16 protein-coding genes are annotated in these 19333 nt (G+C 68.9%); 9 read left to right on the top strand and 7 right to left on the bottom strand.

Translation table 11 applies throughout. From position 1 onward, the window contains the following. Positions 1–33: 33 nt before the first annotated feature. The gene (locus tag QUD34_RS03585) at positions 34–363 is read right to left on the bottom strand and encodes an ArsR/SmtB family transcription factor (RefSeq protein WP_286355229.1); all 330 of its coding nucleotides are present in this window, start codon (positions 361–363) and stop codon (positions 34–36) included. A gap of 139 nt (positions 364–502) precedes the next feature. On the opposite strand from QUD34_RS03585, the gene QUD34_RS03580 reads away from it, so the two are divergent. The 4 genes from QUD34_RS03580 to QUD34_RS03565 all read left to right on the top strand — a co-directional run bounded on the left by QUD34_RS03580 (position 503) and on the right by QUD34_RS03565 (position 3356). After that, a complete protein-coding gene (locus QUD34_RS03580; RefSeq protein WP_286355228.1) occupies positions 503–1078 on the top strand; it encodes a KdsC family phosphatase in 576 nt (191 codons plus the stop codon). 1 nt (position 1079) lies between these two features. Continuing rightward, positions 1080–1613, top strand: a complete 534-nt coding sequence (locus tag QUD34_RS03575; RefSeq protein ID WP_286355227.1) for a hypothetical protein — start codon at positions 1080–1082, stop codon at positions 1611–1613. Positions 1614–1766: 153 nt separating this feature from the next. Then, positions 1767–2489 (top strand): hypothetical protein, encoded by a 723-nt coding sequence (locus tag QUD34_RS03570; protein WP_286355226.1) that lies wholly within the window; start codon positions 1767–1769, stop codon positions 2487–2489. A 42-nt stretch (positions 2490–2531) separates the two neighbouring features. After that, a complete protein-coding gene (locus tag QUD34_RS03565) occupies positions 2532–3356 on the top strand; it encodes an OmpA family protein (protein ID WP_286355225.1) in 825 nt (274 codons plus the stop codon). 24 nt (positions 3357–3380) lie between these two features. Here the strand turns inward: QUD34_RS03565 and QUD34_RS03560 are convergent, their stop codons facing one another. Then, on the bottom strand, positions 3381–5474 hold the full coding sequence (locus tag QUD34_RS03560) for a M3 family metallopeptidase (protein WP_286355224.1): 2094 nt from the start codon (positions 5472–5474) through the stop codon (positions 3381–3383). A gap of 118 nt (positions 5475–5592) precedes the next feature. Between QUD34_RS03560 and QUD34_RS03555 the strand changes: the two genes are divergently transcribed. Then, entirely contained in the window at positions 5593–6942 is a 1350-nt protein-coding gene (locus QUD34_RS03555) for an alpha/beta hydrolase (RefSeq protein ID WP_286355223.1), read from the top strand. A gap of 18 nt (positions 6943–6960) precedes the next feature. Here the strand turns inward: QUD34_RS03555 and QUD34_RS03550 are convergent, their stop codons facing one another. The 3 genes from QUD34_RS03550 to QUD34_RS03540 form a co-directional block, all read right to left on the bottom strand. Then, the gene (locus QUD34_RS03550) at positions 6961–7602 is read right to left on the bottom strand and encodes a protein-glutamine glutaminase family protein (protein WP_286355222.1); all 642 of its coding nucleotides are present in this window, start codon (positions 7600–7602) and stop codon (positions 6961–6963) included. 90 nt (positions 7603–7692) lie between these two features. Continuing rightward, the gene (locus QUD34_RS03545; RefSeq protein ID WP_286355221.1) at positions 7693–8343 is read right to left on the bottom strand and encodes a hypothetical protein; all 651 of its coding nucleotides are present in this window, start codon (positions 8341–8343) and stop codon (positions 7693–7695) included. Positions 8344–8371: 28 nt separating this feature from the next. Then, the gene (locus tag QUD34_RS03540) at positions 8372–10450 is read right to left on the bottom strand and encodes a S9 family peptidase (protein WP_286355220.1); all 2079 of its coding nucleotides are present in this window, start codon (positions 10448–10450) and stop codon (positions 8372–8374) included. Between the two features lie 89 nt (positions 10451–10539). Between QUD34_RS03540 and QUD34_RS03535 the strand changes: the two genes are divergently transcribed. From QUD34_RS03535 to amrS, 4 genes are all read left to right on the top strand, one after another. Further along, positions 10540–11994, top strand: coding sequence for an HAD-IG family 5'-nucleotidase (locus tag QUD34_RS03535; RefSeq protein WP_286355219.1), 1455 nt, complete (start codon positions 10540–10542; stop codon positions 11992–11994). Continuing rightward, entirely contained in the window at positions 11991–12476 is a 486-nt protein-coding gene (locus tag QUD34_RS03530; RefSeq protein ID WP_286355218.1) for an acyl-CoA thioesterase, read from the top strand. The genes QUD34_RS03535 and QUD34_RS03530 overlap by 4 nt, the downstream gene beginning before the upstream one ends. Before the next feature lie 86 nt (positions 12477–12562). Next, positions 12563–13363 (top strand): AmmeMemoRadiSam system protein B, encoded by an 801-nt coding sequence (gene amrB, locus QUD34_RS03525; RefSeq protein WP_286355217.1) that lies wholly within the window; start codon positions 12563–12565, stop codon positions 13361–13363. After that, positions 13338–14993 (top strand): AmmeMemoRadiSam system radical SAM enzyme, encoded by a 1656-nt coding sequence (amrS, locus tag QUD34_RS03520; RefSeq protein ID WP_286355216.1) that lies wholly within the window; start codon positions 13338–13340, stop codon positions 14991–14993. Before amrB ends, amrS begins: the two co-directional genes overlap by 26 nt. Here amrS and QUD34_RS03515 read toward each other — a convergent pair. Beyond that, the gene (locus tag QUD34_RS03515) at positions 14978–16390 is read right to left on the bottom strand and encodes a hypothetical protein (protein WP_286355215.1); all 1413 of its coding nucleotides are present in this window, start codon (positions 16388–16390) and stop codon (positions 14978–14980) included. The genes amrS and QUD34_RS03515 overlap by 16 nt on opposite strands. A 190-nt stretch (positions 16391–16580) precedes the next feature. Continuing rightward, positions 16581–19145, bottom strand: coding sequence for a PKD domain-containing protein (locus tag QUD34_RS03510; protein WP_286355214.1), 2565 nt, complete (start codon positions 19143–19145; stop codon positions 16581–16583). Positions 19146–19333 lie beyond the last annotated feature (188 nt).

Raw genomic sequence — 19333 nt, 5'->3', positions numbered from 1 at the left:
AAGGCATACTCCAGGCCAAAAAAAGGGCCCCATTCATTTTAGGGCCTTGTAGGTCACACGGGCCCGATCGGTCACATGGCCGCACACGAGATCGCACAGCTCGCCCACCAAGGGCATCACCGGCGCGAAATAGACCGCGTTGCCCTCGGGGTCGCGGCTCACGAGCCCCACGCGCACCAGGCAGGCCAGGTGCTTGGAGGCATTGGCCTGGGAGAGCCCCGAAGCCTCCGCGACGGCCCCCTGGCTCAGGGCGCCCTTGGCATCGAGCAAAGCCCGCAGGATCTTCAGCCGGGAGGCATCGCCCAGGGCGCTGAAGAGTCCGCTCACTTCTTCGATCATGGGGTTGCTGAGCTGGTGGTTCACGGAATCAACTCCTTGCATATATGATCATTCAATTTTGAATTCCGTCAACCCCGAAATCCGTCACCACAGGAAAACTGTATATCCATTGGAGCATCCTGCAAGCCAAGCATTCCACCTGACTGTCGTTTTTGGGGTGATCGTGACCGGCGTCATGCACGCCCGAGTTGCTAGGCTGGAGCCGGAGACTCCCGTGGACGACCTGGACCTGCGCGCCGCCAAGATCCGCCTGCTCTGCACCGACATCGACGGAGTCCTCACCACCGGCCTCCTGCACTACGGCGCGGAACCGGGCCACACCAAGGCCTTCCATGTCCGCGACGGCGCCGCCATCAAGATGCTCCAGCAGGTGGGCATCCCCGTGGCCTTCATCTCCGGGCTGGATGCCGGGGCCACCGTGAACCGCGCCAAGGATCTGGGCGTGGTGGACTGTTTCGCGGGGCACCTTGAGAAGAAGCCCATCCTCGACCAGCTCTGCGCCAAATACGGCCTGGCCTACGATCAGGTGGCCCACCTGGGCGACGACCTCCCGGATCTGCCCTTGCTGCGGCGCGTGGGCCTGGCCTGCTGCCCGTCGGATGCCGTGGCCGAAGTGAAGGCCGCCTGCCACTGGGTGGTTCCCGTGCCCGGCGGCCACGGGCTGCTGCGGGCCGTGGCGGAGCGCATCCTCAAGGCCCAGGGCCGCTGGACCGACATCGTCACCAAGTACGAGGCCTGACATGAAACCGCTCGCCGCCGCCCTGCTCGCCACGACCCTGGCCCTGCCCGCCCAGGAGGCGGCCACCCTCGGCGCGCGCGTCCACGCCCTGGTGCCCATGGGGGACCTGCGCGACCTCACCAACAGCCAGGTGGGGTTCGGCGTCGCCGCCTACATCGACATCCCCATCAACCGGGGCTTCGTCCTGCGCCCCCTGCTGGGCGCCCAGTTCATCCCCAAGGGCGACACCCTGGGTCTGGCCGGTACGAAGACTTCGATCACCTCGGTGGACCTGATGGCCGAGTTCCTGTGGTTCCCCGGCGAGGACCCCGAGCGCGGCCCCTACCTGATCGGCGCCCTGGGCGGCCAGCAGTGGCGCCTGAGCGCCACCGGCACCAATCCCTCCACGGTCTCGCACACCCGCCTCGGCGCCAGCGGGGGCCTGGGCTTCCAGGCCTCCTCCCGCTTCGGCCTCGAGGTGAGGGGCTTCTGGAGCCCCATCGAGAAGGACCTCACGGCCACCGGACTCACGGTCGGCGCGACTTGGCGGTTCTGAGCCCAGCCCCGGCCAAGCATCTTCGGCGCCCTTGAGGGTCCGGATCTGCGCCCGGCCGCAGGCCCAACTTCCGCTTGATTCCGGGAGGTCCATGGGTCTTGAATGATGACAATCTACTCATCTTTAACGACCCGCTTCCCCCAGGAGGGTGCCATGCGGCTCCGGAGATCGGATCTTCCCAGCGGCCAGCGGGACTCCGGCGGGGACCTGTACCGCTCCCGGGGTGGGGCCCCTGAGGGACGCATCCTGCGGCTCCTGGCCTGCGCCGCCGTGCTGGCGGGTGCCGCACTGATGGGGGCCCCGCCACCCGCCCCGGCGAAGGCCCCGCCCTGTCCCGCCGTGATCGCGACCCTGGTGCCGAAGGGCGCCGCGCGCGTGACCGGGATGTACCAGGGCCAGGGCATCATGGCTCTGGGCGGCGGAACCGCCGACCTGCCCTTCCCGTATCCCTGCCTCACGGAGAAATTCCCGGCGAAGTGGAGCATCGAGCTCCAGCACTACGAGGGCGAGGGGATCCAGCTGCTCCAGATGCAGGTGGCCGGCTACGAGCAGCAGGTCATCCAGAACGAGAAAGACGAGATCGAGCGCAGGCGGCGCAAGGCACGCGGCGCCGCGCAGGGGAACCCCATCCGGGTGGAGCAAGTGGCGGGCGGGACGGTTGTCCTCTCCACCCAGACCCGACGGTGCCCCTGGGGCGGCGTGGCCGACAACCGGGTCGAGCCGCCCCCCATTCCCGTCGTTCGCCTCGTGGGCGTGGCCCACACGGACAGCACGCGCATCACCCTGAAAATCGAAGGCGACATGAGCGCGGAAGCCGCCCTCGCCGCGGCGAAGGAGACCTTCGAGAACCTGGCCAGGTACAAGTTCCAGCCCTGAACGATCCCGGGAGTTGACGCCCCTTCCTCGAAAGGCCCCGCCGTGAACCGAGCTTCCCTGTTCCTCCCCGCGCTCCTCGCTGCGCTGCCAGTCTTGGCCCAGGCCGACAAGGCCGGGTGCAAGGACCATCCCCTCCTCCCCACACGCATGCCCGGTTACATCCTGCGGGACTGCAAGACCGAGGCGTTCGGGCGCTACGAGTTCTGGACCCCCAACGCCAGGGAGAAGGTCCCCGTGGAAGGGAAGTTCACCTTCCTGACCTACACCATCACGGACCGGAAGAACGAGCCCTCCGCGGTCGCCGTGGTGCGGAACTACGAGAACGCCATCCTCAAGGCCGGAGGCAAGGTGCTCCACCAGCGGTCAGACTGGTTGGTGAACGGCACGATCACCAAGGACGGCAGGGAAACCTGGGTGCAGGCAGAGCGGGGAAACGGCACGATCTGGCTGCGCATCGTCGAGAAGCAGGCGATGACCCAGTACATCGTGGCCGATGCAGCGGCCATGGGCGGCGACCTCGCCGCCACCGGCCATGTGGCGATCTACGGCATCTACTTCGACACCGGCAAGGCCGAGGTGAAGCCTGAGTCCAAGCCGGCCCTGGCGGAGATCGCCAGGCTGCTCGGCCAGTCTCCTGCCCTGAAGCTCAAGGTGGTCGGCCACACCGACATGACCGGCGGCCTGGAGGCCAACATGAAACTCTCCCAGGCCCGCGCCGAGGCCGTGGTGCAGGCCCTCATCAGCCAGCACGGCCTCGCGTCCTCCCGACTGAAGGGTTACGGCGTGGGCCCCCTGGCCCCGGTGGCCAGCAACGACACCGAGGAGGGCAAGGGCAAGAACCGGCGGGTCGAGCTGGTCAAGGAATAGCGTTCCGGCCGAAGCCGGGGGCCTCTACTTCAGTCCGCGCTTCTCGAGCAGGGGTCCCACCTGGGGATCCCGGCCGCGGAAGCGCTGGTAGAGCAGCGCGGGATCCTCGGTGCCGCCCTTCGAGAGGACTTCAGCGCGGAACTTCGCCGCGGTGGCGGGATCGAAGAGGTTGCCCTTCTCCTTGAAGGCCTGGAAGGCGTCGCTGTCCAGCACGGCGCTCCAGATGTAGCTGTAGTAGCCCGCGGCGTAGCCCCCCATGATGTGGTTGAAGTAGGGGCTGCGGTAGCGGGGCGGGATCTCGGCGATGAGCCCCCACTTGGCGAGCGAGGCCTTCTCGAAGGCGGCGGTGTCCTGGGGCTTGGTGGTGGTGAGGGTGTGCCAGTCCATGTCCAGGAGCGAGGCGGCCATGTATTCCACCGTGGCGAAGCCCTGCCCGAAGGTGGCGGCCTTCTTCATCTTCGCCATCAGCGCGTCGGGGATGACCTCGCCGGTCTTGTAGTGCTTCGCATAGAGCTTCAGCATCTCGGGCTCCATGGACCAGTTCTCCATGACCTGGCTGGGCAGTTCCACGAAGTCGCGGGGCGTGCCGGCCGTGCCGCGGTACTGGCCCTTGTAGAAGAGACCGTGCAGGCCATGGCCGAATTCGTGGAAGAGGGTGCGCACCTCGTCCGAGGTCAGCAGCGCCGGGCGGTCCCCCGCCGGCGCCGTGAAGTTGCACACATTCACCACCACCGGGTCCACCTGCTTCCCGTCCTGCACCCAGGCCTGCCGGTAGCTGCTCATCCAGGCTCCGCCCCGCTTGCCCGGCCGGGGATGGTAGTCCACGAAGATCAGGCCGAGGTGCCGGCCGTCCTGCTCCTTCACCTCGAAGCAGCGCACATCCTTCTGGTAGACGGGCACCTCCTTCTTCTCCGTGAACGAGATGCCGTAGAGCTTCCCGGCGAGGGTGAAGGCGCCCTGGCGCACGGCGTCGATGGCGAAATAGGGCTTCACCGACTCCTCGTCGAAGTCGTACTTGGCCTGCTTCACCTTCTCCGCGTAGTAGCGCCAGTCCCAGGGCTCGAGCTTCTGGCCGGGCAGATCCTTCGCCATCATGGCCTGCAGCTCGGCGCGCTCCTTCTTGGCGACCTCCAGCGCGGGCTTCCAGATCTGGTCCAGCAGGCCGTAGACCCCCTTGGGATCCTTGGCCATGTTCTCTTCGAGCACGAAGTCGGCCCAGGTCTTGTAGCCCAGCAGCTGGGCCTTCTCGACGCGCAGGGCCGCCACCTTCGCGACGATGGCGTTGGTGTCGGTGTCCCCGCCCTGGTTGCAGCGCTCCAGGTAGCCCGTGAGGAGCTTCTTCCGCAGCTCGCGGTTCTGCGCGTACTCGAGGAAGGGCCAGATGCTCGGACCATCCAGGGTGAACAGCCACTGGCCGTCCTTTCCGGCCTTCTTCGCGGCGGCGGCCGCCGCCATGCGCGTGCCCTCGGGCAGGCCCGCAAGGTCGGCGGGCTTCTCCACCAGCAGCTGGAAAGCCTTGGTGGCCTTGAGCAGGCGGTCGCCGAACTCCACGCCGAGCTTGGACTGCTCGGCATTGATGGCGCGCATGCGGGTCTGCTGGTCGGCGGTCAGCGCGGCGCCCGCCCGGACGAAGCCCTTGTAGGTGCGCTCCAGCAGGCGGCTCTGATCGGGGGCGAGCTTCAGCGCGGCCCGGCCGTCCCACACGGTCTTCACCCGCTGGAAGAGCTGGTGGTTCAGCTGGATGTCATCGCGGTGGGCGGCCATCAGCGGCATCAACTCGCGGTTCACGGCCTGGAGCTTCGGGTTCGTCTCGGCGCCCGTGAGGTTGAAGAACACGGAACCCACCCGGTCCATGAACTGGCCCGACCGTTCCAGCGCCACGATGGTGTTCTCGAAGGTCGGGGCTACCTTCGCCTCCGCGATGGCCTTCACCTCGGCCTTCTGCCGGGCCATGCCCTCCCGGAAGGCCGGGAGGAAGTGCGCCTCGGTGATCGACGCGAAGGGCGGCACGCCGAAGGGCGTCTTCCATTCCGTGAAGAACGGGTTGCCCGCCACGGCGGGATCGGCAGCCAGCGCGGGAAGCGTCATGAGAGCGGCCAAAGCGGAAGCAGTGCGCATAGAGGCTCCTGGGAGTTCATTCCTCACTCTAGCATCATCTTACGAGGGGAGCCGAATCGGGGCCTCCGGGGCTGGGCTATCCTCATTCCCATCTCCCGCCCTTCAAACCGAGGATGCCATGCGATCCCCCCTCTTCCGTCCGCTGCCCTCCGGGCTTGCGCCCTGCCTGGCGATCGCGCTCCTCCTGCTGAAGTGCGCGCATCAGCCTCCCGTGGTGCCCCCGGCCCCCAGACCGGCGCCGGTGGCCGCGCCTCCTCCTCCGCCACCACCCCCCCCACCTGCAGCCTCCGCGCGTCCGCCCAAGCCTCCGCCGCCCCCGCCGGTGGAGCGCGAGGACCCCCGCATGGCCGAGCGGTCCGACATGCCGCGGAGGGAGGCCCCGTCACGGCGGCCCCTGCCGCCTCCGCCCGCACCCGCGCCTCTGCCTGCACCTGCGCCTGCATCTGCGGCCGACAATCCCAATGTGGCCCGGGACCAGGCTTTCGCCCGCGTGTCGGTGATGTACGGCACCGACCGGAAGCTGGATCCCCGCACCGGAGGCTACGGCGGAGGCCGAGGCGCCGGGATCTCCTATGGCGAGGTGGCCGTGAGCATCCCCCGTGGCCACAAGACCGGTGAGCTCGAAGCGCCCTCCATCTGGCGGCTGGAGTTCCGCGAAGACCCCCGGAAGCACATGGTCATCCTCGACCGGACCTTCCACACCCGCCAGGGTTTCCTCAACCGCGTGAAGGCGCGGATCCAGGCCCGGGGCTCCTCCGGATCGAGCTTCGTGTTCGTCCACGGCTACAATGTGTCCTTCGACGACGCCGCCCGGCGCACGGCGCAGATCACCTTCGACCTCGACTACCGAGGCGTGCCCGTGTTCTACAGCTGGCCCTCGCAGGGGTCCCTCCAGGGCTACACCACGGATGAGAACAATGTCCAGTGGAGCGAGGCGAACCTGAAGAAGTTCCTCGTGGACTTCGCCCAGAAGAGCGGCGCCAGGGACATCTACCTCATCGCCCACTCCATGGGAAACCGCGCGCTCACCGGCGCCCTCCGCCAGATCTTCGCCGAGCAGCCGAAGCTCAAGGGCCGCTTCAAGGAGATCATCCTCACCGCGCCCGACATCGACGCGGAGATCTTCAAGCGCGACATCGCCCCGGCCCTCGCGGCCGGCTGCGAACGGATCACGCTCTATGTCTCCAGCGGGGACAACGCGCTCCTGGCCTCCAAGAAGGTGCACGGCTACCCCCGGGCCGGCGACACCGCCGAGGGCATCGTGGTGGTGCCGGGCATCGAGACTGTGGATGCATCAGGGCTGGACACCAGCTTCCTGGAGCATTCCTACTTCGCCACCGCCCCACCCGTGCTCGGCGATATCCGCCGCGTGATGCAGGAGGGGCTGCGCGCCGCCCGCCGGGGTCTGGAAACCCGGTTGGCGGGCGGCGGCAACTACTGGAGGTTGAAAGGGGCGCCGCATCCCTGAGAGGCCGTCCGGCCCCGATCAATGGGATTTGAGGGCCGTCATGCGGTCGAACATGAACAGCTTGCGGTCGAAGTCCCGGTTGGTGCGGTTCATGTCCCTCAGGGACTCCTCGTCGTAGTCGGTCAGGGCCTTCGCACGGTCGTCGGGGTCGTAGGCGAACCGCGAGGTGAAGTAGGCCCGCGTCAGCTTGGCCTTGCCCTTCGCCACGAGCTTGGCCTTCCACATGGCGTAGGAAACGGGTCGGTCGAAGAGCGATGGATCGAGGACCTGGGCCGCCGGGACCTTGCCCTCCCGGACGAACACGACAGGCGCAACATGATAGGACAGGCCCACCTCACCGAAGCGCTTGCTGTCCACGAAGAGCTCCCCCTCCACCCAGGCCTTGGCCGCTGTCACGCCCCGGTCCTCGAGGATTCGCACCATCTTGTGAGCCCGGGCATAGTTGCCGTCCAGCAGGAACCCGTACGGGATGTCGGACCGCCCGGCCAGCTCTGTGAAGAGTCCCCCCGCCTCCTGCGGTTCGATCACGGAGACGGCGAGGTGCTGGCCGTTGTCCGGGGAGTCCAGGATTTGAGTGGGCCACAGACTGGCGTGTGACCCCTGGGCCACGGCGGCAAGCCCCATCTGAAGGGCCAAGACGAGGGAAAGGCGCAGGACCACAGTGAGCTCCAACGAAGGATGAACAAGAAATATGGAAAGACCCATCCCGCCCCTGGCCCCGGGCCGGGATCGAGGATGGCTCCCCCCGGATCAGCCCTTGTGGGCGTGGACCCGCGCGAAGAGCGCCGCATCGGCCTTCGTGCCGTGGCATTTCCGGCAGAAGTCGATTCCCGGCCTGACCAGGCCCGCCGCCCTGGCGGCCGTCGGGTTCTTCATGACGGCCATGGCCCTGTAGTCGGCGCCGTTGCCATGGCAGGCTTCGCAATCCAGCCCCTTCTTCGCATGGGGCGAGGCCGACCAGGAGTCGTGCTGGATGCGGTGGCACATCCGGCACTTGTCGGGGCCGATGGCCGCGTGGCCGTTGCTTGCCAGCGTCAGCATGGGGCCGGATACAGCCGGCGCCACGGCAGAAGGCGTGGCTGTGGGGGACTTGGCGGAAGAGGCTGGGGCCGCCTTGGGGGTCAGCTCTGGCGCCGGCTCTGCGGGGGGCGCCACCGGGCTGGGGGTCACCACCGCGGGTACGGCGGCCGTGGCTGGCTTTGAAGCCAACCCCGCGGGAGCCGCCGGCTTGGAGGCGGAGACCTGCGTCCCCCCCGCCGGCGGCGCCTGGGTTCCAGAGGCGGTCGGAGCCGCCCCCGAGGGGGCGGCGGGTGCGGCGGTCGGGGCCTCCGCCGGCTTCTCGGGGCCACAGCCGAGGAACGAGACAGCGAGCAGGAGGGTCAAACCGACCAATCGGCGCATGGGAGACTCCGGGATTCGTACCTGGATGCTACTTCCCGGCCTTGTCGAAAGCCAGGTTCCGCACCATGTCCTCGGTCTTCCAGGGGGCGCCGCCGCCGCCCAGGTACTTCTGGAACCACTCGAGGTGGGCGTTGTAGTAGACAGGCATGGATTTCAGGTTGTCGGGCCAGTGGCCGTCGTTCTTGAAGACGAGGAGGCGGCTGGGCACGCCCATCTCCTGCAGGCCCGTGAAGAACTGCAGGCTCTGGGTGTAGGGCACGCGGTAGTCGCGCTCGCCGGTGATGACGAGGCAGGGGGTCTTGAAGGCCTGCACATGGCCGCTGGGGTTCATGCGGTCGTAGGCGGCGGCCTTCGCCCAAGGCGTTCCCGTGAGGTCGTGCTCGGGGAACCACAGCTCCTCGGTGGCGCCGTGCATGGAGCGCAGGTCGTAGACGCCCATCATGGCGGCCAGGGCCTTGAAGCGGGTGGTGTGACCCTCCAGCCACATCATGGCGTAGCCGCCCCAGCTCCAGCCCATGGCGCCCATGCGGTCCTTGTCCACATAAGGCAGCGCGGCGAGATGGTCCGCCACCTTGTCGATGTCCGTCATCACCTTGCCGTCCCAGTCGCCGCTGATGGCGTCCGTGAAGGCCTGGCCGTAGCCCGTGGAGCCGTGGGGGTTCGGGAAGGCCACGATGTAGCCGGCGCCGGGATAGACCTGCCAGTCGCCGCGCAGCGTGTCGGACCACATCATCTGGGGGCCGCCGTGCACATTGAGGATGAGCGGATACTTCTTGGCCGGGTCGAAGCCGTGGGGCTTCACGAGGAAGACATGGATGTCCTTGCCGTCGGCGCCCTTCACCCACTGCTCCTCGGCGGGACGGAGATCCACTTCGTCGGCCACGGCCTGATTGAAGGCGCTCAGGCGCTTCAGCTCCTTGGACTCGAAGCCATAGCGCCAGATCTCCGCCGGCTCGCCCACGCGGGTCTTGGTGAGATAGACGGCCTTCTGGTCGGCGCTCACCACGAACTCCTTGATGCTCTGGCCCTCGAGCATGCGGGTGGTCTTCCCGGAGGCGACCTCCACGCGGAAGAGGGGCCAGCGGCCCTTCTCCTGCACGGTGAACCAGAGGGCCTTCCCGTCCGCCGACCACTGGAAGCCGTCCACCCAGTTGTCGATGGCTTCCGTCAGCACCTTGCGGGCCTTCGTCTGGCGATCGTAGACGGCCAGGCGGAAACGATCTGATTCATGCCCCGGCTTCGTCTGGAACTTGTAGGCGATGTAGCGGCCGTCCGGCGAGTACTTCGGATCCTGGTCCGCCGCCGGGTTGTCGCCGGTGATGCGCTTGGGAGTGCGGTCGCCCTCCAGCGGGATCAGGAAGAGATCCTGATTGGTGCTGCGGGCGGCCACCGGGTCGGTGTTGGTGGTGACGCACAGTTCCTTTCCATCGGGGCTCAGGTCCCAGGCCTGCCAGAAGGCCGGGTAGTCCTGCTTCCCCGAAGTGATGGCTTCGACCTTGCCTCCGAGGGTGGCCGTGAAGAGGTGGCTGTACTGGAAATCGCGCCATTCGGTCCAGTGGCGGTAGAGCAGCGAATCCGCCAGGTGGGCCTGCACGGGGCCGTTCTCCAGCTTCTCGCTCAGCTCCTTGTGCTTCGCGCCGTCGGCCATGGCCTCGGGGAACACGGAGGCCTCGAACACCACCCAGTTCGCGCCGGGCACGAGCTTCGGCGACCCCACGCCGGGCTCGAAGCTGGTCACCTTGCGGGCCTCCCCGCCGCCGGCATCCAGCGCCCAGAGCTGGCTGCTGCCCTCCCGGCTGGAGAGGAAGTAGAGCGTCTTGCCATCTTTCGACCACTGAGGGGCCGTGTCGGACTTGCCCGAGTAGGTGAGCTGCTTCGCCTGCCCCGAGGCCGTCTCCAGCACCCAGAGCTGCGTGTTCCGCTTGGCGGCCTTCAGGTCCTGACTGGACACCTCGAAGGCCAGGCGGGACCCGTCCGGGCTCAAGGCCAGGTGCTGGATCCCCTTCAGGCGGTAGAGGTCCTCGATGTGGAAGGCCCGCTTGTCCGCGGCCGCCGCGGGCAGGGCGACGAGGAGGGCGGGGATCAGGAACCGATGCAGCAGGGACACGGGGCCTCCGGGACGAGAACCCACAGAATCGCATGGAGCCGGGACACCGGCCACCGTCGGCCCCCACGCCCACCTTGCTATCCTGACGCATGGTGAAGCCCGAGCCCCCCGACCAACCCCGCGGCCGCGGCATCTTCTGCAACCGGACCCTGAACCTCCGGTCGGTGCGGGCCATCGGCTACGACATGGACTACACCCTGGTGGACTACCGGGTGGCGGCCTTCGAACAGATGGTCTACGCCCAGGCCCGGGAGCGGCTCGCCTCCGAAGGCTGGCCCGTGGATGGCCTGGAGTTCGACCCCAGGATGGTGGCCCGCGGCCTGGTGATCGACACGGAACGGGGCAATCTCGTGAAGGCCAACCGCTTCGGCTTCGTGAAGCGGGCCATGCACGGCACGCGGATGCTCGAACACGCCGAGCAGCGGGATGCCTACGCCCAGACCCTGGTGGACCTGAACGATCCGCGCTGGGTCTTCCTCAACACGCTGTTCTCGCTCTCCGAAGGCTGCCTCTTCGCCCAGGCGGTGGACCTGCTGGACCGCGGCGCCCTGCCCCGCCCCTTCGAATACGCCAGCCTCTACCGCCATGTGCGGGCACGGGTGGATGCCCAGCACCTCGAAGGCCACCTGAAGGCCGAGATCGCCGCGGCGCCCGAGCGCTATGTGGTGCAGGATCCCGAGGCCGCCCTGGCCCTGCTGGACCAGAAGGCCGCGGGCAAGAAGCTGCTGCTCATCACCAACTCGGAATGGAGCTTCACCTCGAAGATGATGGCCCACGCCTACGACCGGCACCTGCCGGATGGCATGACCTGGCGCCAACTCTTCGACCTGGTGATCGTGGCCGCCCGAAAGCCCGTCTTCTTCACCGAGCGCGGCCCCTTCTTCGAGGTGGTGGACGAGGCAGGCCTGCTGCGGCCGCTGATGGGGCCTCTGCGCCCGGGCGGCCTCTACCTGGGCGGCTGCGCCTCCCAGGTGGAACGGGACCTCGGCATCTCCGGCGACGAGATCCTCTATGTGGGCGACCACATGTTCGGCGATGTCCATGTGAGCAAGCGCCTCCTCAGCTGGCGCACGGCCCTGGTGCTGCGGGAGCTGGATGCCGAGATGGCCGCCCTGGAATCGTTCCGGGAGACGGAGCTCCGCCTCATGGCCATGATGCGGGAGAAGGAAGGGCTGGAGGCCCGGCTGTCCCAGACGCGCCTCGCCCTCCAGCGCCTCCACACGGGGTACGGTCCCGCCCCCACGGCCGATGCGGCCACCCTGGAGGCGCGCGTCCACGACCTCCGCGGCCAGCTGGTGGCCCTCGACGCCGAGATCGCCCCCCTGGCCAAGGCCGGCACCGAACTCGTCAATGCGCGGTGGGGCCTGCTCACCCGCGCCGGCAACGACAAGAGCCACCTCACCCGCCAGATCGAGCGCTACGCCGACATCTACACCAGCCGCGTGTCGAACTTCCTCCACGCCACGCCCTTCGCCTACTTCCGCTCCCCCCGGGGCAGCCTGCCGCACGATCCGGCCGGGCCCGGGATGGAGGCCCAGCCATGACCCCGCCGCCGCCCCTGCCGCCCGGCGTCTTCGCCCACGCCTTCGCCGTGCCCGGGGCCGCCATCGATGGGAACGGCCATGTCAACAACCTGGAATACCTGCGCTGGATGCAGGACATCGCCACGGCCCACTCGGATGCGCGGGGCTGGACGCGGGCCAGGTATGCGGAGACCCGGACGAGCTGGGTGATCCGCTCCCACGCCATCGACTACCTCCGGCCCGCCTTCGCCGGGGAGACGATCACCGTGCTGACCTGGATCGGCGGTTTCGAGGCCCAGGAGTCCCCCCGCCACTGCCTCTTCTGGCGGGACCGGGACCGCAAGGTCCTGGCCAAGGCCAGGACCCTCTGGGTCTTCGTCGATGCCGAGACGGGACGGGCCCGGACCATCCCGGAGGCGTTCCGGAGCGCCTTCGAGGTGGTGGCCGACGAAAAGCCGGTGCTTCAGGCGCTGAAGGCCACCCTGCCCCTGGCACTGACATGATCTGACCAGGATCCTCCGGCAGCGCTTGCGCCGGGGCCCGCCGGGACCGATCGTGTCCCTGCGCCCTACCCCACGAAGGGGTCGCCATGCTGACGGTTCGTCCGGCCATCGTCGCCGGCAGGTTCTATCCGGGAGATCCGCATCGCCTGCGGGGGGAGGTGGACGGCCTTCTCGCGGCGGTGACGGTGCCGCCGGCCGATCCCATGCCGAAAGCCCTGATCGTGCCCCACGCCGGCTATGTCTATTCGGGCCCCGTGGCCGCCAGCGGCTATGCGCGGCTGATGCGGGAGGGCGGCACCCTTGAGCGCGTGGTGGTGCTGGGGCCCAGCCACCACGCGGCCTTTGAGGGGCTGGCCCTGCCCGAATCCGAGGCCTTCGAGACCCCCCTTGGGATCGTGGAGATCGACCAGGAGGCCCTCGCGCGCATTCCGCAAGTGCGCCGCAGCGAAGCCATCCACCGGCCCGAACATTCGCTGGAGGTGCATCTCCCCTTCCTCCAGCGGGTGGCCCCGAAGGCCAAGTTGGTGCCCTTGGCCGTGGGCCAGGCCTCCCCCGCCCAGGTGGCCGAGGTGCTGGGGGCCCTCTGGGGCGGGCCGGAGACCGTGATCGTCGTGAGTTCCGACCTCTCCCACTACCGGTCCTACCGCGAATGCCGCAGGATTGACGCGGAGACCGCCCGGCAGATCCTCCGCCTGGACACGGTCCTGCCCCCCGGGGGCGCCTGCGGAGCGGCCCCGGTGGCTGGGTTCCTCGAAGCGGCGCGGCGCAGGCACCTGCATCCCCTGCTCCTCGACCTCCGGAACTCGGGTGACACGGCAGGAGGCCAAGATGAGGTCGTCGGCTATGGCGCCTTCGCCTTCTATGAAACCCGCACCGATCGGCCCTGAGCGGCCTGAACGGGATGGGGGCGAGCTGGCGCGGTTGGCCCGCGCGGCCATCGCCGCCACTCTGGATGATCAGGAGCCCGGGGGGGCCCTCCCCGAGGGCTTCGACGGGCCGGGCGCCACCTTCGTGACCCTCACCGTGGACGGGAAGCTGCGCGGCTGCGTGGGCAGCCCCGTGCCGGACGCCTCCCTCGTGGCGGGCCTCATCGACCACGCCCGCGCCGCCGCTTTCCGGGACACCCGCTTCAGACCACTCGGGCACGAGGACCTGTCCCGGGCGTCCGTGGAGGTATCCCTGCTCTCCCCGCTGCGCCCCGTCGCCTGCGTGGATGAGGAGGATCTTCTGCGCCAGCTCCGGCCTGGCGTGGATGGCCTCGTCCTGGACTACCGCGGAGACCGGGCGCTCTTCCTGCCCCAGGTCTGGACGACGCTGCCAGAGCCCCGGGCCTATCTCTCGGCCCTCAAGCGCAAGGCGGGGTGGCCCGCGGCCTTCTGGTCACCGGGCATCCGCGCCTGGACTTTCACCGCGGAGGCCTGGCACGACGACCCCCCGCGGGCGCGCAACCGGGGGCTCGAGGCTGCGGGATCCCCCTACCCCGCCCGTCACTGGCATCGGCTCGGAGATGGCCGGCTTCGCTGCGATGTCTGCCCCCATGGTTGCGCCCTGCAGGAGGGACAGCGCGGCCGGTGCTCCGTGCGGCAGCGGAGCGGCGGCCGCATGGTCCTCGCGGCTTTCGGCTGGACCAGCGGCTTCTGCGTGGATCCCATTGAAAAGAAACCGCTCCATCACTTCCTCCCGGGCTCCCGGGTGCTGTCCTTCGGCACGGTGGGCTGCAACCTCTCCTGCCGCTTCTGCCAGAACTGGAAGCTCTCCGGCTCGCGCGACCTGGGCCTTCTCCGAGAGCGGACCACACCTGAAGCCGTCGCCCGGGACGCCCGCCGCATGGGCTGCCGCAGCGTCGCCTTCACCTACAACGAGCCGGCCACCTCCCTGGAGTTCGTTTCGGAGGTGGCCGAAGCCTGCCATGCGGAAGGCATCGCCACGGTGGCCGTGACGGCGGGTTATCTGAAGGCGGCGGCCCGGCGGGATTTCTTCACCCATCTGGACGCGGCCAATGTGGATCTGAAGGCCTTCAGCGACGGCTTCTACCGGCGCGTCGCGGCCGGCACCCTCGGCCCCGTGCTCGACACGCTGCGCTTCCTGGTGCACGAAACGAAGGTGTGGACGGAAATCACCACCCTGCTCATCCCCGGCCTGAACGATTCCGACGATGAGCTCCGCCAGCTCTCAGCCTGGATCGTCTCCGAGCTCGGCGCGGAGGTGCCCCTGCACTTCAGCGCCTTCCATCCGGACCACCGGATGCGGGAGCTGCCCCCCACGCCTCTGGCCACCCTCGCCCGGGCCCGGACCCTCGCCCGCGAAGCGGGCCTGAGGTATGTCTACACCGGGAATGTGCGCGACCCGGAGGGTTCGATGACCCTCTGTCCCGGCTGCGGCGAAACCGTGATCCGACGGGATGGCTATCGGGTGGTGGACCTGGACCTCAAGGACGGTGGCAGCTGCGGGAGCTGCGGCTGGCCGATCCCCGGAGTCTTCGCAGCTCCCGACGAGCTGGCTCACTTCCCGGCATAGACCGTCACCCCGTAGTGCTCGGGATCCCAGGGCGCATCGCTGTTCCAGTGGCCGTAGGCATGGCTGTCATCGGTGCGGAAACGCAGCGTGTAGGTGCCTTTGGGCAGGCTGACCACCTCGTCGGCCAGGCGGTTCTTGGTGGCGCCGCCGGCGTGATGAGTGCGGCTGCGCTCCATGAACCAGGCACGCTTGCCGGCGGCATCCTCGATCCAGGCCTCGTCGGCCATGTCCTCCCCGTCGCCTTCCGCGATGGCGTAGATCCTCACGGAGCGGCCGGCGGGGAGGGTGAAGGTGGCGCTGCGGTCCTGGCCGTCGCCCACGCGCACCAGCTCGGCCACCACGGGCCAGGTCAGCGGGTCCGTCAATGCCACCGCCGCCAGGTCCCCATCCGCCGGCACCGACAGCGTCAGGCCATACATGCCGGGATCGCAGGGAGGCGCGGCGTTCCAGTCCGCAGGGGAATGCGAATCATCTGTCACGAAGGACGCCTCGTAGTCGCCCGCCGGCAGCTGGAGGGTCTCCACCTGGCGGCGGTTCTTGCGGGCCCCGCCGGCGAACTGGGCCTTGTCCATGCTCATCTCCCACACCCGGGCGCGCGTGCGGGCATCCGTGATCCAGCCGTAGTCATGCATGCGCCGGCCGCTGCCCTCGCCTTCGGCATAGACATGCAGCGCAACCGCCTTCTTCAGGTGGAAGGCCTGGGTCCTGTGGCTACCGTCTGAGGTCGCAGGCAGCGCCAGCACGATGTTCTTCCACCGCAGCGGCGCCTCGAAAAGCGCCACCGTCCCGGCCTCGCCGCCCGGCAGGTAGAGCTCCAGACCATAGTTGCCCACCTGTTCCCGCCAGTGCCGCAGCATGCTCGCATCGTCCGCCCCGAAGGCCGCCAGGAAACCATGAGGCCGATCGGCCCCCTCCCGGTGGAGGGCCCGGCGGTCGATGTTCCGGCTCCACTGGGCGAAGAGCAGGCTTTGGCCGAACCCGTGATTGGCGAAGTAGGCCTCGTAGCTGCCCTTCGGCAGGTCGAGGTACTGGTCGGCCACGCGGTATTCCCAGTCCCGCTTCGTGTTGGATCCGTCCATCTGCCACACCACCTCGCGGGTGACGGCGTTCAGGATCCAGCCGTAGGCGAAGAGCGGCTGGTCCATGGGCGTGCGGCCGAAGCGCCGGAGCCCCCCGCCCTTGGCATAGACATGGACCTTCATGGCCTGGGGCAGCGTGAAGCCCTGGCTGCGCACCTCGGCGGTCTCGAAGTCCTTGAGGGAGACGATGCGGGGTTCCGCCTTCGCCTCCGCGCTGTGCAGGACCAGGGGGGCGAAGGCCGTGAGCAGGAGGAAGGCGGTGATCGTCTGGACCACGCGCCCCAGGGCGGCGGCTTCGGACATCAGATAGGACAGCATGGGCACTCCTGTCGGGACCCCTTCAAGGTAGGCCCGACCATTCTGCCCCTGGCCGGGGGATCGGCGAATGGCGGATCCGGACCGGCGGCTGGCCGTCCTCGTCCGGCCGGGGGTGCCAGGACAGAAGGCGGGGGCGGCCCTGGACCGCCCCCGCGTCGTTCGCCCCTGGCCCGGAGGCCCGGGGGTTGGTTCAGTTGTTGAGCGCGCCTGCGGTGATCCAGGCGGAAATGAGGGACTGATTGGCCGCGGATACATTCCGGTGCCCGCTCGCCAGCTGGATGACCAGGGCGCTGGAGGCCGGATCACCCGGCACGACCCGGAGCCCCGGAAGCGTGGTGGCCGGTACATTCACCAAGTTGGCGTAGGCGCTTCCCGCGGTGAGGTTCATGCCGGCCGCCCCCGCCGCGTCATGGCAGCCCACGCAGAGGGGCGTGAAGATCTGGGTCTGGATCTGGGTGAGCGTGGGGGCGGCGACTGCCGAGACGGTGATGGTGCGGATGGGCGGATTCGGATCTGCCAGCCCGTGGGAGTCCGTGGCCGTCAGGCGCACCGTGTAGGTCCCCGGGGCCGCAAAGGTATGGGACCCCGGAGCCAGCACGGTCGAAGTCGTCCCGTCCCCGAAGGTCCAGAGCACGGTGACCGCATCGCCATCCGGGTCGGAGGCCGTGCCAGCGAAGGTCACCGACTGGCCGGCGGTGATGGTGACATTGGCCGCAGGAGCGGTGATCGTCGCCGTGGGCGGCTGGTTCACCGGGGCGGCCGTGACGGTGATGGTGCGGGTGGGCGGATTCGGATCCGCCAACCCGTGGGAATCCGTGGCCGTCAGGCGCGCCGTGTAGGTTCCGGCCGCAGCATAGACATGGGCTCCGGGGGATAGCAGGGTGGAGGTGCCCCCGTCTCCGAACTCCCAGAGGACCGTGACCGGGTCTCCGTTGGGATCCGAGGCGGTGCCAGTGAAGGTGACCGACTGCCCTGCGACGATGCTGACGCTGGCGGAAGGCGAGGTGATCGTGGCGGAGGGCGGCAGGTTCACGGCGGAGGGCTGGACGGTGATGGTGCGGGTGGGCGGATTGGGGTCCGCGAGACCGTAGGCATCCGTGGCGGTCAGGCGGACCGTATAGGTCCCGGCCATGGCATAGGTGTGGCTACCCGGCGAGAGGAGGGGGGAAGTGCTGCCATCCCCGAAGTCCCAGAGGACCGAGACGGCATCGCCATCAGGATCCGTGGCCGTCCCGGCGAAGGTGACCGACTGCCCGGCCTGGATGGTCGCATCCGCGGCCGGCGAAGTGATGACGGCCGTGGGTGGGTGATTGGCCGGAGGGGCGGTCGTGGGAAGGATCTGGCCCCGGATCTCGCCGGCGGGATACGCGCGGGTCGGGACATTCAGGTAGAGGTTCCCGGCCGCGAGGGCGGCGCTGAACCCCGCCCAGTCGCCCGCGAAGGGCCCCTGGAGGTTCCGGAGGCGGATCCGGCCGGCAAGGGCGAAGCCACCCACGCCCCCGCTTCCGCTCTCTCTCCCGCTCGTGAGCTCGTCCTCGTCGTCATCGAAGTCGTCGCCGCGGGGGAGGACGGCCACCAGCGGCCCCGTGGCGCCTTTGGCGCCCTGGCGGATCTCGATCCTGCGCACGCGGGAGATGCCGGTGATCGTCACCCGGTAGCTGAGGGCCGGGCCGGTGGACACCTGGTCATCGGAGAGGGTGGTTCCACTCACAAAGCTGAAGGCCGCCTTCCCGGAGGCCTGGGTCGTGACGGGGGGAACCTCCTCCGCCCCGCTGAGCGTGGCCGTGAACTGGGCCGGTGCGGCGGGAAGAATGGCGGGCCGCGCCGCCAGGACGAGGCCCCGGCTGGTGCTGGTCCAGTACACGCTGCCGTTGGAAGCCACCGCGACCCCCGTGGGCTCAGGATCACCCCGGTGGATGACCGTCCGGGAAAGGGTCGCAAGATCGAGGGCGCTCACGGTATTGGCTCCGCCCGCGGCGGCGTCCTTGCCCGGCGTGGGCACTTCCGTGAAATACAGGACATCCTCGGCTGGACCGAGGGCGAGGCCTTGCGGCGACTTCAGTCCGGTGACGAGCACGCTGCCCTTGCCGTCCGGGGACCGGTGGTAGATGAGCCCGGCGGCTCGGCTGGTCCAGTAGAGGTCCCCGGAAGACGCCGCCACCAGGACCGTCTTGTCCGGCCCTGAAGGATCGGGGATGGCCGTGGGCGAGGCGCCCCTCACCAGCACGGCGGCCACGCCGCCGCTGCCCTGCGCGGCCGTACCGGCGAGGTACACCCGGTCCGCGGCATCCACGGCGATGGTCGTGGTCGGAAGCATGCCGCCCGCGTGAAGGACGGCGGGAGACCCGGCGGCCCGGCTCTGGGTCATGAGGGCGCCCTTCTGCGCGTCCACCCAGTAGAGCCTTCCCGCGCGGTTCGCTGCGAATCCAGACCGGACGGCGGTCCCGCCGGCGATCAGGCCCACGCTTCCGGTGTCCAGGTCGATCCTGGCGAGCGAGGCATCCAGGGGGGCCGCGGGTTGCTGGGAGACCACCAGTGATCGATTGTCCGCCAAGGCGATGCCCGTGGGCTTCGACAGGCCCGAAGCCACCACGGAGAATGAGAACGGCGCGGTGCTTCCCCCCGAGCCCGGCTGGCTGGGAGAAGCCGCCTGCGTTTGGGAGGCGCTTTTCCCGCAGTGGAGGGCGGGCAGCAGCAGCGCTGCTCCCGCAAGGGTGGCGACGCTCAGGAAGCGGCGGAGGAATGGGTGCGTCATGAGTCTCTCCTGTAAGGCGAGCCACCCCCGTCCGCCCCGTGCGGGCCGGGAAATGGGCAGACTGGGAAAAGGCACACAGGTCTTCACCACCCGTGCGGGGCCATGCGGGCGCCAGCCACTCACTGGGATGGAATGGCCCTCCTGGTACTGCCGGTGACGATCACCGGATGGGGCTTCCGGGCATTCAC

This window comes from Geothrix oryzae (assembly GCF_030295385.1).
Classification (GTDB): Bacteria; Acidobacteriota; Holophagae; order Holophagales; family Holophagaceae; genus Geothrix; species Geothrix oryzae.
The sequence above is the reverse complement of the archived record's forward strand: the minus strand, read 5'-3'. Positions and strand labels throughout refer to the sequence as shown.